General features: G+C 64.4%; 12 protein-coding genes. 8 read left to right on the top strand and 4 right to left on the bottom strand.

Annotated features, from left to right (window positions below; translation table 11 throughout):
• Together WEA77_RS00420 and WEA77_RS00415 are read left to right on the top strand one after the other, a co-directional pair.
• A partial coding sequence (locus WEA77_RS00420) for a hypothetical protein (RefSeq protein ID WP_368065900.1) occupies nucleotides 1–676 on the top strand: 676 nt, incomplete at its 5' end.
• A 45-nt stretch (nucleotides 677–721) separates the two neighbouring features.
• A complete protein-coding gene (locus WEA77_RS00415) occupies nucleotides 722–1,474 on the top strand; it encodes a DUF2270 domain-containing protein (RefSeq protein ID WP_368065899.1) in 753 nt (250 codons plus the stop codon).
• Between the two features lie 224 nt (nucleotides 1,475–1,698).
• Here WEA77_RS00415 and WEA77_RS00410 read toward each other — a convergent pair whose 3' ends face one another.
• Nucleotides 1,699–2,580, bottom strand: coding sequence for a MoxR family ATPase (locus WEA77_RS00410; RefSeq protein ID WP_291206620.1), 882 nt, complete (start codon nucleotides 2,578–2,580; stop codon nucleotides 1,699–1,701).
• Nucleotides 2,581–3,059: 479 nt separating this feature from the next.
• On the opposite strand from WEA77_RS00410, the gene WEA77_RS00405 reads away from it, so the two are divergent.
• From WEA77_RS00405 to WEA77_RS00395, 3 genes are read left to right on the top strand one after another with little or no spacing between them, the layout of a single operon-like run.
• Nucleotides 3,060–3,440 carry a flagellar biosynthesis repressor FlbT gene (locus WEA77_RS00405; RefSeq protein WP_368065898.1) on the top strand — a complete coding sequence of 127 codons (381 nt, stop codon included), beginning with the start codon at nucleotides 3,060–3,062 and terminating at the stop codon, nucleotides 3,438–3,440.
• On the top strand, nucleotides 3,440–3,754 hold the full coding sequence (locus WEA77_RS00400) for a hypothetical protein (RefSeq protein ID WP_368065897.1): 315 nt from the start codon (nucleotides 3,440–3,442) through the stop codon (nucleotides 3,752–3,754). The genes WEA77_RS00405 and WEA77_RS00400 overlap by 1 nt, the downstream gene beginning before the upstream one ends.
• A gap of 12 nt (nucleotides 3,755–3,766) precedes the next feature.
• On the top strand, nucleotides 3,767–4,417 hold the full coding sequence (locus tag WEA77_RS00395) for a MarC family protein (RefSeq protein ID WP_368065896.1): 651 nt from the start codon (nucleotides 3,767–3,769) through the stop codon (nucleotides 4,415–4,417).
• A 3-nt stretch (nucleotides 4,418–4,420) separates the two neighbouring features.
• Here the strand turns inward: WEA77_RS00395 and WEA77_RS00390 are convergent, their stop codons facing one another.
• A complete protein-coding gene (locus WEA77_RS00390) occupies nucleotides 4,421–5,686 on the bottom strand; it encodes a hypothetical protein (protein ID WP_368065895.1) in 1,266 nt (421 codons plus the stop codon).
• Nucleotides 5,687–5,915: 229 nt separating this feature from the next.
• Here WEA77_RS00390 and dksA point away from each other — a divergent pair, with 229 nt between their 5' ends.
• Nucleotides 5,916–6,362, top strand: a complete 447-nt coding sequence (gene dksA / locus WEA77_RS00385; RefSeq protein ID WP_368065894.1) for an RNA polymerase-binding protein DksA — start codon at nucleotides 5,916–5,918, stop codon at nucleotides 6,360–6,362.
• 283 nt (nucleotides 6,363–6,645) lie between these two features.
• Entirely contained in the window at nucleotides 6,646–7,722 is a 1,077-nt protein-coding gene (locus WEA77_RS00380; protein WP_368065893.1) for a FliM/FliN family flagellar motor switch protein, read from the top strand.
• Here the strand turns inward: WEA77_RS00380 and WEA77_RS00375 are convergent.
• Nucleotides 7,709–8,383 (bottom strand): YceI family protein, encoded by a 675-nt coding sequence (locus WEA77_RS00375; RefSeq protein WP_368065892.1) that lies wholly within the window; start codon nucleotides 8,381–8,383, stop codon nucleotides 7,709–7,711. The genes WEA77_RS00380 and WEA77_RS00375 overlap by 14 nt on opposite strands.
• Entirely contained in the window at nucleotides 8,359–10,218 is a 1,860-nt protein-coding gene (locus tag WEA77_RS00370; RefSeq protein ID WP_368065891.1) for a DUF885 family protein, read from the bottom strand. Before WEA77_RS00370 ends, WEA77_RS00375 begins: the two co-directional genes overlap by 25 nt.
• A 175-nt stretch (nucleotides 10,219–10,393) precedes the next feature.
• Between WEA77_RS00370 and WEA77_RS00365 the strand changes: the two genes are divergently transcribed.
• The coding region (locus WEA77_RS00365; RefSeq protein WP_368065890.1) for an ATP-binding protein at nucleotides 10,394–12,696 on the top strand (2,303 nt) is incomplete at its 3' end.

Raw genomic sequence — 12,696 nt, 5'->3', positions numbered from 1 at the left:
CCCGGCGGGTCAGGGAGAGGCGGCCTGCATGCTGGACGCGGCCTGGACGGCTGCCGGCGCCTTGCCGGAGAAGAAACGGGAGCGGCTGAAGCCGCTGTTCGTGCCGCTGGCGCTGAAACTGGCCGATCCGAAAGCGCGCGCAGTTTGGGATGCGCGCCTTGGCGAGACCGGCGCGGATGTCGAGGGCGGCGATTATGTGCGCCGGACGGCCGAGGCGGCGGTGCGCGAATATGGCTGGGAAGGGTTCCTGCAGCGGGCGCAGGGGCGTCTTGCGCCGCTGCACATGGGCCGGCCTGAAATCATGGGCGCGGCGATGGCGCTGGCGCCGGACGCGCAGCAGCGCGCGCGGCTGGTGGCGATAATGTTCGACCTGGCGGGCGCGCCGCCAAAGAGCGCGAAATCGTCGATGGAAGACTTCGAGCGCGGCGATTTCGGGCATGTGCTGGCCGAGCAGATGATGCGCGATTGCCGGCTGGCCGACTTCGACCGCGCGGTGGGCCTTACCGGCGTGCCGGACGCGCTGATCTACCAGCTGTGGCGTGCGCGCATCACCCGTAATGCCGGCGCGCTGGCGGTCGACATCCGGGCCGGCGATGGCACCGAGGACACGAGCCATGTGCGCCAGGCGCTGGAAGGTTACGGAGCCGTTCTCGGCCTTGGATATTGCCCGAATTAGGCGACAGGCCTTTCCGGGCCGTCATGTTTGGGTCATAGCGGACAGATGGATACGCTTGACGAAACCGCAGCGGACCAGATGGTCATGCCGGCCGAGGGGCTTTGCGGCCCGTCGGAGGTGACGGCGCTGTCGCATCTCTACCGCGCGGAAGTCTACCGCTCGACGGTGTGGCGCCAGCGGCTAGACCAGACGACCAACTGGGCGGTGATCTCGACCGGCATCGGCCTGTCGGTGGCGTTTGCCAACGAGCGGGCCTCGCCGTTTCCCATCGTGCTGGTCGGCATGCTGTGCATCGTGTTCCTTTTGCTGGAGGCGCGGCGCTACCGGTTTTTCTATGTATGGCGGTTCCGCGCGCGGGTGCTGGAGATTGCCTTCATGGTGCCGATCCTGCGGGGCGAGGGGGCGAAGATCCAGCTCGACCGGGGCACGGCGCTTTCGGATGATTACGTGAAGCCGGAATACCGTATCTCGATGATCCGCTGCATTGGGCGAAGGCTGAGGCGCAATTACGGTTTCATCTTTGCGATTCTCGGCGCGGCGTATTTCGCCAAGATCGCCATTCATCCGGTGGATGCGACCTCCTGGGAGCAGTTCTTCCGGCGGGCGCATATCGGGCCGATCCCGGGCTGGTTCGCCATCGTCTGCGGGTTGGGCTTTCATGCGGCATGGATCGGCCTCGCGGTGAAAACCTGGTGGGACGAGCGCACCGACAAGACCAAAATGGCAGACTTCCTGAAGAGCCGGGAAGATGTCAATTACGTGCAAGCCACCAGTGGGCATGATGCAGCGCTGGGGTGAGGACAGGATGATTTCCCGCGTCTGATGCCTGAAATGGTCCAGCAGATCCTTTCAGTCCCGGGCGAAAGCCGGAAGCCACCCTTCATCCGCCAACGGATCGAATACGCGCTGACAAGGATGCAGCTTGCGCACTGCCTTTGGGTCCCGGTTCTCGCCGGAAAAGGGGGCGAGAGGTACGAGTGGCAGGCAGGCGTAGTAGCGGGAATTTTATCCCGCCCTGCGGTTCAGCCCGCTGGACCTCTGCGACCCCCGCCCGAGCTGCCGCCGTCGGTGCGGCGGGAGAGGAAGGCCAGGCGTTCGAAGAGCGCTACGTCCTGCTCGTTCTTGAGGAGGGCGCCGTGCAGGGGCGGGGTCAGGGCCTCGGGATTTTTCTCGCGCATCGTCTCAAGGTCGATGTCCTCGTTCATCAGGAGCTTCAGCCAGTCAAGCAGCTCCGAAGTGGACGGTTTCTTCTTGACGCCCGGCAGTTCGCGCATGGCGTAGAAGGTCGAGAGCGCGTCGCCGACGAGCTTCTTCTTGATGCCGGGGAAGTGGACGTCGATGATGGCGCGCATCGTCGGCTCGTCCGGGAACTTGATGAAGTGGAAGAAGCAGCGGCGCAGGAAAGCGTCCGGCAGCTCTTTCTCGTTGTTGGATGTGATGATCACGATAGGGCGGACTTTCGCCTTCACGGTCTCGTTGGTCTCATAGACAAAGAACTCCATGCGGTCGAGTTCCTGAAGGAGGTCGTTCGGGAATTCGATGTCGGCCTTGTCGATCTCGTCGATCAGCAGCACGGGGCGCTTCTTGGAGGTGAAGGCTTCCCAGAGTTTGCCCTTCTTGATGTAGTTCTTGACGTCCTTGGCGCGCTCCTCGCCCATCTGGCCGTCGCGCAGGCGCGAGACCGCGTCATACTCGTAGAGGCCCTGGTTGGCCTTGGTGGTGGACTTGATGTGCCATTCGATCAGCTCGAGGCCGAGGGATTTAGCCACCTCTATGGCCAGCACGGTCTTGCCGGTGCCCGGCTCGCCTTTGATCAGCAGCGGGCGCTCCAGCGAGATTGCCGCGTTGACGGCCACCCGCAGGTCGTCGGTTGCCACATAATTGCTGGTGCCTTCGAAGCGCATCGGCTCTGATCCCTCTGAAATCTTACCCTCTCACCATAAAGCCCGTCCGCTGCCGGGCAAGCGCTGACCTATAGGAAAGCACTGCATTGCAACATCGAATTCACTTAAGGGAAGGGGGCGGGCATGGTATACGGCAATTGCCATGCGCGACGCCACAGCGGCTCAAGCTTCAGACACGCGCCGCACTTTTCCTGATCGATCCGGCTTCATGCCGGGGTGCCCGGGACTATGCAGGACTTATGATCCAACGCCCTCCTGAGACGGGCGCATGGCAGCCTCCCTTCCCGCCGGTTCGTGCCCTCCGGTTCGTGCGCTCCGGTTCGTGCCCTCCGGTTCGTGCCCTCCGGTTCGTGCCGTCCGGTTCGTGATCGGCCGAAAAGGTTCCCTTGCGCCTGCGCCGGGTGGGTAAATCCGCGGCAATCAAGCGTTAACGCCTGTGTGCGAACTTGGAACAGTCCGCAGGACGAGGCCCGAGCAGTATGCCACTCAAACTCTCCCTCAAACCCGGTGAAACCTTCGTGGTGAACGGCGCCGTTGTGCGCAATGGCGACCGGCGCGGCGTGCTGTTGCTGGAGACGCAGGCCCGGGTCTTGCGCGAAAAGGACATTCTTTGCCCCTCCGACGCAGCGACCCCGGCGGGGCGCGCATATTTTGCCGTGATGCAGATGTATCTGCTCGGCGAAGTGGACGGGCCGCTCTACACGCAGACCGCTGACGCGCTGGCAGGCCTTCTGGCCGAAATGCCGGATGCGCATGACGATGTGCTGCAGATTTCCGCCGATGTGGTGGCGGGCGACCTTTACCGCGCGCTGAGCCGCTGCCGGAAGCTGATGCCGACCGCGCCGCTGGAGGACGGGTGATGGCTGAGGGCAATACGCTGCGCGCTTCCTTGTCGCTCAATACGGCGCAGGCCGTAGGCGTTGACGAGGCCATCCGCCTGATCGAGGCGGGCAAGGGCGAAGGCCTGTGCGTGGACCTGGGCGGCGGGCGCTTTGCCTCCGCCGATACGCCGCGCGGCACCGATGGCCTTCTGCAGCGCCTGCGCGGCCACAAGATGCTGACCGCCCTGTCGCAGGATGGCGGCGACCTGTCGCGGCTGAAACCGCCAGCGACAGAAGTCACGGTCGCCCCGGCTGTGCGGGAAATCCTCGACGCGGCGACGCGCAAGCCTTAAGGCGCTGCGCGCATGACCCCTGAACTGATTTCACTTTTCACCGCCGCCTTCGTCACCTTCTTCGTGCTGATCGATGCACCTGGTGTGGCGCCGATCTTCGCGACGCTGACGGCGGGCACGCCGGCTGCGCATCGCCGCAAGATGGCGTACAAGTCGGTCTTCGTGGCCTCGCTGATCATGCTGTTCTTTGCGTTCGGCGGCGCCTGGCTGCTGGGGGCTATGCATATCTCGCTGGATGCGTTCCGGATCGCGGGCGGTGCGCTGCTTTTCCTGATCGCGCTCGACATGGTGTTCGAAAAGCGCACGGAGCGGCGCGAGAACCGGGCCGAAGAGGTGCTGGAGGAGCACAAGAACCTTCCGCAGCCGGATGATATCTCAGTGTTCCCGATGGGTATTCCGATGATCGCGGGGCCGGGCTCGATTGCCACCGCGATGTTCTACATGTCGGAGGCGGCAGGCTGGCAGGAGCAGGGCGTCGTGCTGGCGGCGATTGGCCTCAACCTCGTGATCACTCTGGTTATCTTCCTGCTCGCGGGTCCGATCGTGCGCCTGATCGGGGCGAGTGTTGCGGGGGCGATCACACGCATCCTGGGCGTCATTCTCGCGGCCTTGTCGGCGCAGCTCTTGATTGACGGGATCCGGGGCGCCTTCGCCCTCGCCTGAATCTCAGGCGCCGATCAGCTCTGCCTTTGGTTTGCGCTTGGGGAAATAGATCCGCAGCGCCGACAGCGCGACCCAGAAGAGCAGCATGCCGGCGGCGGTCAGGCTCATGATCTCGAGCACCATCGAATTGTCCCAGCGCACGCCCGCATCGGCAACGCGCAGGGCTTCGGTGCCGCGTTCCTTGACGAGGGCGACGGCTTGCATGCCGCCGGCTTCGGTCAGCATGCGCGCGCGGCGAAGGTCTGTGCCGTCCTCGACATAGGAGAGCAGGGTGAGGGCGGCAGTGGGGCTGGTGAGGGTTGCAATCTTATCGATCTGCTCAAGGTCGGTCTCCAGGCGGACGAGCCCGGCGGGGTCTATGGACTTCTGGAACGCTTCGCGGACCCGGGCGCCGCGTACCTCTGTGGTGGCCAGATCTTTCAGGGCGGCTTCGAGGGCTGGCGTCAGCACTTCGCGCGGCACAGCCTCCCCGGCCCGCGCATCAAAATAGGCAGTGAAGCCGGGTGTCAGGCGTTTGGAACGGCTGGCGGACTTGACGATGGAGACGGCGCGGATGTTGGCATCCGACAGGCCGTCGCTGTTGCCCTGCTGCACGAGGCCGATGCCGGTGAGTTTGAAGACAATGGAGTCCGACCAGTCACCGCTGATCCAGCGTTGGGACATCCCAGCCAGGTCGCCGTAGCTGCCGAGCAGGCGGAATCGCCAGTCGAGTTCCGGTCGCACGCCGGCCTCCAGCACTTCGCCGATCTCTTCGCCGGGGGCGATCTCGGCTTCGGCGGCGGCCCCGACAGGCGGCGCGGCCTGTGACTGCGGCATGCCGATCTCGTATTCGATGGCGCGGGCAATGCTTTCCGGCATCTTCTGCAAGGCGGCGCGGATCAGGCGCTCGTCGGCGGTGCCTTTGGTTTCCGCTTCGGCGCGGGCCCGCACCTGCTTGCCGAGATCTTTGCCGAGCATCGGCGGCGCCGCGAGGAGATAGCCGCGCAGAGCGTCGACATCCTTTTCCTCAAGGGCGCGCTGCACCTTGTCCTGCCAGAAGGGGAGCTTGCGGCTCGCTTCGTTGGGCGCGAGATCCTCAAAGGCTTCGTTGATGCGCTCCCTGGTCTGGATGATCGCGTCGATGGTCGGCTGTTCTGCCACGCCAACGCCCTCATAGGCCTGCTTTACGGTGTTTGCGGCAATCACCGGCAGGAGGATCAGCAACGAATTAAACATCACCGCCAGCATCCAGCCAGCCTGCTTGGTCGGTTGTTTGCGTTGTTTGGCCATTCAGGGGGGTAAACCGTGGAAAGCGCGGCGGGTGGGGGCGTGCGCCATAGAGACTGCCGGGGTCCCAAAGATCAAGTGCCGGTGTGCAACTTGCACTGCCCCGCAGGCTCCACTGCACCAAAAGGCTCGAAAGTTTCGTAGAATTGTCGTATTTTTGGTATAAGGACTTGTTTATGTTGGAATTAAGTTAACAGCCCGCGCAATTGCGCCGAATCGAGGGTCGATCTATATGGCACGGAAACGCGTGAAGGAGCCTGCGGTGAGCATCGATCTTTCAGACGACTATCGTCCCTCCGAAGACGAAGAGTTCATGAATGAACGCCAGCTCGCCTATTTCCGGCGCCTGCTGGAGGACTGGAAAGCCGACATCCTAAACGGCGCCAAGCAGACCATCCACAATCTCCAGGACGAGTCGGGGTCGCTGCCGGATATCGTCGACCGCGCTTCGGCGGAGAGTGACAAGGCCCTCGAGCTGCGCACCCGGGACCGCCAGCGCAAGCTGATCTCCAAGATCGATTCGGCGATCCGCCGCATCGAGGACGGCACCTACGGCTATTGCGAGGCGAGCGGCGAACCGATTGGCCTGCGCCGTCTCGAAGCGCGCCCGACGGCCACGCTGAGCCTCGAGGCGCAGGAGCGCCATGAGCGCAAGGAACGCACGCTGCGCGACGACTAGAATATTGGGCAAGTCCCAAACCTGAAAGGCGGCGCTCCCGGCAAGGAGCACCGCCTTTTTTAGTCTACCATCTCACCCGAACGCCTTGGCGGAACTCTCAAGGTTTCCCCTTCAGCAATGAAGACACAATGCGCCCAACTTCCGAATCGCGCCTTACCAAGCCCTGACCGGCGGGTTAAATTACGCGGGAATAAGCTGAATCCATAGGGTGCTGCGCTTAACACCCGGCGCCGGCGCCATTTCCCTAACGGGTCGTTAACCGGAACCGGGCGATTAAGGTGGGATGACCCGGAATGCCGCGCCCAGACCTGCGCCGTCGCTGCCAGACAGCGCCGATGACGGCTGGGACATGCCGCCGCGCCGGGAAGGGCAGGTGATGGCGGATATGCCGAGAACATCCGAACCGGCAGAGCCGGACCGGCCGCTGATGACCGGCCGGGGCGTGCTGACGCCGGCCGAGATCCAGGCGCTGCTGCGCCCCGACCTGTCGGACATGGGCCCCGAGCCGCCGCCTGCTGGCGCGCAGGCGCGGCCTGTCGAGGAGTTTGCGGCTGAATCGCTGCGCCTGCGCAATGAGGACCATGACATTGCCCGCCGGTTTGCCGCGCGCCTGTCGATGGCGATGCGCGAGCATTGCGGGCTGCCGATTGCCGCCGCAGTGGCGGCGACCGGGCGGGGGCCGTTTGACGCCGCAGTGCGTCAGGCCGATGAGGACCGCGGCCAGGCGATTGCCTGTTTTGCGACCCGGGCGGGCGATATCGGCGCGATGCTGGTGCTGTCGCCGGGCCTTGCGCAGCTGCTGATCGAGACGGCCTGCGGATCGCGGGAACGCGGCGGGCCAGTGCGCCCGCTCAGCCCGATCGATACGGCCCTGCTGGAGGCGCTGGTGCGCCCGCTGGCGCAGGCTGTATCGCCTGAGCTTGGATTTTCCGGCATCGAGACCGAACTGGTCTTTGCCGCCTCGATTGCGCCGCCTGCCGAGGCGATGGTGACCGAATTCTCGATGCGGATGCAGACGGACATTTTCCGTGCACAGCTGATCGTGACGGCAGAGATTGCCGGGCCGCGCACAGAGGCGCCGGCGCCGGTGACGGTCAACGCGCACCCGGCGCAGGGCGCACTGTCGGCGACGCTGACGGCGCGCGTGGCGTGCCTTGCGGTGCCGCTGTCGAAACTCTCGGGACTGAAGCCGGGCGCAACGCTGCTGCTGGGTGTGCCGGCGGACCAGCCGGTTGAACTCATCTCAGGCGGGGACGGCGGCGTGCTTGCCGCCGAAGCTGAGATCGGCCGGCGGGGCGGACGCATCGCCTTGCGGATCACGCGCCGTGGCCCGGCGCTGGGGCCGCTCAGCCGGGTTTAGCCTTCACGAATTCGGCTTCGATCTCGATCAGCACATCGTCGGTGATAAGGCCGGAATACTTGTCGACGCCGAAGGCAGAGCGGTTGATCGGCAGGGTCGCCGAGAAGCCGACGACCTCTGCGCCGCGCAGGCGGTCATAGCCACTGCCGTTCAGCTTTGCACGGATGATTACGGCCTGCGTCTTGCCCTTCAGGGTCAGGTCACCGCTGATATCGGCTTCGTTGTCGCCAACGATCTTCAGGCCATAGGTCCTGAAGCTCGCCTGCGGAAAGGTGGCGGCGTCGAACCAGTCGGGGCCCATCAGTTCGGCGGCGAAATCCGGATTGGCGATATTCAGCGAGGCCATGTCGACGATTGCGGTGGCAGTCGCCGATTCCGGGCTGGCCGGATCACCGGTGAGGCTCGCTTCGAAACGCTCGAAGCGGCCGATATAGGTCGAGTAGCCGAGATGGTTGATCTTGAAGAGGATCGAAGCATGCGCCGGATCGAGCGTGTAGTCGCCCGCCGGCACGCTGGCCGGGGCGACCTGCACCTCCGGCTTCAGGAAGGCCGCCGCCAGCGTGTTGCAGCCCGCGAGGGCGATGAGAGGCAGCAGGAGGCCGAACGTGGCCGCCTTCCGCCCCCGGACAATCCGCCTTACGCCTTCTTGCTGGCCAGCCATGCGTCCACCGTTTCCTCGAGCACCGCGAGCGGCACAGCTCCGTCCCTTAGCACGATGTCGTGGAATTCGCGAATGTCGAAATCGTCACCCAGCTGAGTGCGGGCACGTTCACGCAGCTCGACGATCTTCAGCATGCCGATCTTGTAGGCGGTCGCCTGGCCGGGCATCACGATATAGCGGTCGATGGCCTTTTCGCAGTCGCCTTTCGGGTTCGGCGTGTTGTCCATCAGGTACTGGACGGCCTGTTCGCGCGTCCATTGCTTGCTGTGGAGGCCAGTGTCGACGACGAGGCGGGCGGCGCGCCAGATCTCCATCGCGAGGCGGCCAAAGTCCGAGTACGGATCAGAATAGTAGCCGAGTTCCTTCGGCACGAGTTCCGAATACAGGCCCCAGCCTTCGGAATAGGCCGTGTAGCCTCCGAACTTTCGGAAGCTCGGGAGGCCTTCCAGTTCCTGTGCAATCGCGATCTGCATGTGGTGGCCGGGGATGCCTTCATGGAAGGCGAGCGCTTCCAGCTGGTAGGTCGGCATGTCGGCCATCGAATAGAGGTTCGCATAATAGATGCCCGGGCGGCTGCCGTCCGGCGCGGGGCGGGAATAGAAGGCCTTTCCGGCGGATTTCTCGCGGAAGGCTTCGACCGCCTTCACTTCCATGTCGGCTTTCGGGAAGGTGTTGAAGAGTTTCGGCAGGTCGCCCTTCATCGTCTCGATGGCGGCAACGGCTTCGGCGAGATACTCGGCTCTGCCTTCCTCGGTTTCCGGTTTGTAGAATTGCGGATCGGTGCGCATGAATCCGAAGAATTCCTGCAGCGTGCCGGTGAAACCCACCTGGGCCATGATCGCCTGCATCTCGGCGTGGATGCGGGCGATCTCATCGAGGCCGATCTGGTGGATTTCATCTGCCGTCAGGTCCGTGGTCGTCACCTGGGCGAGGTTGGTATTGTAATACGCGGCGCCGCCCGGGAGCTTCCAGACGCCGTCATCCACGGTGGCGACCGACTGCTGGCGGACGAGTTGCGTGATCGCGGCCTCATAGGCCGGGCCGACGGAAGCGGTCAGCGCCTCTGCGGCGCGCTGGATCAGGCCGGCGGCCTCTTCCTCGGTGATCGTGCTGTTGTCGGCGAGGGCGGTGACCTTGGCGCGGATGTCGGCCATCAGCGGGCTGTCATCGGTGCCGTCGCCGGTGCCTGTGAAGGGATAGCCTGTGATCAGGCCGCGCGCATCGGAGAGGACATAATCGTAAACGAAAGCCGGCGGCTGGATGCCCTTGCCGGAGGCTTCCGTCGCATTGGCGACATGCTGGCCGAGATAGCCAGGCACGCCCTGCAGCCGGGAGATATAAGCCTCGGCGTCCGACATGCTGGTCACCTTGTGCTGGTTGATCAGGAAGGCCGGGATGGCGGACTGGACGCCGAACATCTGATTGAAGGTGTAGCTGTGGCCCCGGAAAGGGAAGGCGGCCTCTGACCGCTCCAGCTGGTACTCCGCGAGACGCCAGGACAGCTGCGCCTGGTGGTCCAGCCGGTCAAAATCGAAGCTTGCCCTCATCTCGGCGATCTCGGCGCGCTGGAATTCCAGTTCGGCCCGTTCGAAGGCCTCGGAGGCATCGGTCCACTCGCCGTAGCGGTCCTTGATGCCGAGATAGGTCTGGCGCATCGGGTCGCGGGCGACGGCCTCGTCGAATTTCTGCTCGAACCAGGCATTCAGGCGTACTGTTTCGGCGGCGATGGTTTCCTCGGCGAAGGCGGACGCAGCGGGTTCGCGCACGGCGGAGGTCCCGCAGGCCGCCGCAGTTGCGAGCAGAGCGAGCGCGAAGGCAGAGCGCATTATCGTCATCAGCCGAATCCTGTTCTGTTTGGGCAAGGGTTTGAACTTGTCTTAACTGTATTTTCGGATTCGTTAACCTTTGACGTGCCAGAACGAAGTATCCATGAAAATACCTTGCGCGGGGCTCGTCCGCGCCGGGAAAGTTGCGCTTTCGGCGGCAGGCCGGGTGAATTGGCGGTAGAAAATGAAAAAAGACAACGAAACCCTTGATCTGGCCCAAGTCCTCGGGACGGCCGATGAGGCGGAAGGCACGTCCATCGGCTTCGCGGGTCGCAAGGTGGACCTGCTGCAGCTCGGCTTCTGGGCCTGTCTCCTGTTGTCTATTGCCGCCGCCAGCGTCTCGCTGGTGCGCCCACATGCTTCTGGCGCCACCGGATCGATCCTGCTGATCACCATGGCGTCTGGCGGTCTCGTTTTCCTCTTATGGACCGTGCGCGGGGCCGGCCGGTTTATCGGCCTGTTCCCGGAGAAAGGCGCTGCCGCCCGTATCGCCAATGCCGGGGCGCCGCGTTTTCCGTGGATCGACGCGCTGGAGGAGGCCGTGCTGGTCACCGATCCCGGCGGCGCGCCTGTAGCAGCGAACGAAGCCTATGGCGAGCTTGCCTCGCTGACCCTGATCTCGGGACCGAGCGAATCCGGCCCGGTCACGGTTGACCGCCTGTTCGGCGCCATCCATGGGCTGACCGCGCCGATCTACCGTCTCTCCAAGGCGGCCCAGTCGGGAATCCGCCGCCGCGAACTCCTGCCGATGGTGGCGCTTGGCCCGGAGCAGGTACCGGCGCAGTTCGAAGTGACCGTGGCGCCGCTGCCGCGCGGGCGCGTGCTGTGGCGCATCCGCCGCATCGCGGGCCAGCTTGAGGCAACCGGCGCTGCGGACATGAAATCGCTATATGTCGAGGATGCCCCGATGGGCTTCTTTGCGGCCCGCCCGGATGGCACGATCACCTATGCCAACAATTTCCTGCGCGAGATGCTGGGCCTGCCGGAAACGGCGAAGAATGTGCGCCTCGACGACATTATGCGCCCCGAATTCGTGAGACTTCTCGGACGGGACAAGAAGACCGGCGCGCCGGGCCGGGCGGACATCCATCTGCGCGCGCGCGATGGGGTCGAGCTTCCGGTGACGGCGATCACCACCTGGTCTGGCCGCGGCGCTGACGCGAATGGCCGCACGATCCTGTTGCCAAGTCCGCAGGTGCTGAACGGGGAGGGAGAGCGGTTTGCCCTGCAGGGCGCATCGCGCCCGATGCGCCCTGACGGCGACCCGATGTTTGACGATGCACCCTTCGGCGCGGTGCGCCTCGACGGGGACTGGGTGGACGGCGCAATCATCTTTGATGCAAACCGCGCCCTGATGGAACTGACCGGCGGTCGTGCGACGCCCGGCTCGCGCTTCTCGGACCTGTTCGAGTCCGACGAAGATGGCCCCGACGCGGTAGCCCAGGCACTTATCCATGCGGTCGACAAGCCGGTGGCCCTGAAGCTCGCTGGCGCGGTCAGCGAAGACAAGGTCCGGCATGCCAACGTGTTCGTCACGCTGAATGCCCACGGCCGGCCGTCGGTGGCCTATGTCGTCGACATTTCCGAGCACCGCCTGCTCGAGCACCGCCTCGCGCATGGCGAGAAGATGCAGGCGATCGGCAACATTGCCGGACGCATTGCGCACGAGATCAACAACATGCTGCAGGTGACCAGCGGCAATTGCGAATTCCTGATGAACCGCCACCCGATCGGCGATCCGTCCTATGACAATCTGAAGGCCATCCATGAGGCGACCGTGCGTTCGGCCGATCTGGTGCGCGGACTGCTCGCCTATGCGCGTGAGCAAACGTTCAAGCGTGAAGTATTCAATACGACCGACTTCCTGACGCAATTCTCCTTGCTCCTGCGCGGCGCGGTCGATGAGCGCATTATCTTCGAGGTCAATCACGGGCGCGACGTGCCGTGGATCCGCGCCGATAAGGGCCAGCTGGAAACGGCGATCATCAATCTCGTGACTAATGCGCGCGACGCCATGCTCACGCACCGCGACGGCGGCAAGCTGACGGTTCGCACCAGCCGCTCCACCGGCCGTGACGCGCGCGCCAAGGGCTTCGACTATGTCGAGGACGGCGAATACCTTCTGGTCGAAGTGGAAGACACTGGCGGCGGTATTCCCAGGGAACTGAGGGACAAGATCTTCCATCCCTTTTTCACGACCAAGGAAAAGGGCAGTGGCACAGGCCTCGGCCTTGCCACGGTGTTCGGCATTATCAAGCAGTCCGGCGGCTATATCGAGCCGGTGTCGGTGATGGGCAAAGGCACCAATTTCCATGTTTATCTGCCGGCCCTTCCGGCGGCGGAAATTCCGCAGGTGGCCGATCCGGTGGCCGAGCAGCGCATCACTCAGCGTCCGGTCGACCTTTCGGGCCGTGGGCGTATCCTTGTGATCGAGGACGAGGCCGGCGTGCGCGACATTGCCGTCTCGGTGCTGCGCTCGCGCGGCTA

This window comes from Hyphomonas sp. (genome assembly GCF_040882205.1).
Lineage (GTDB): Bacteria > Pseudomonadota > Alphaproteobacteria > Caulobacterales > Hyphomonadaceae > Hyphomonas.
The sequence above is the reverse complement of the archived record's forward strand: the minus strand, read 5'-3'. Positions and strand labels throughout refer to the sequence as shown.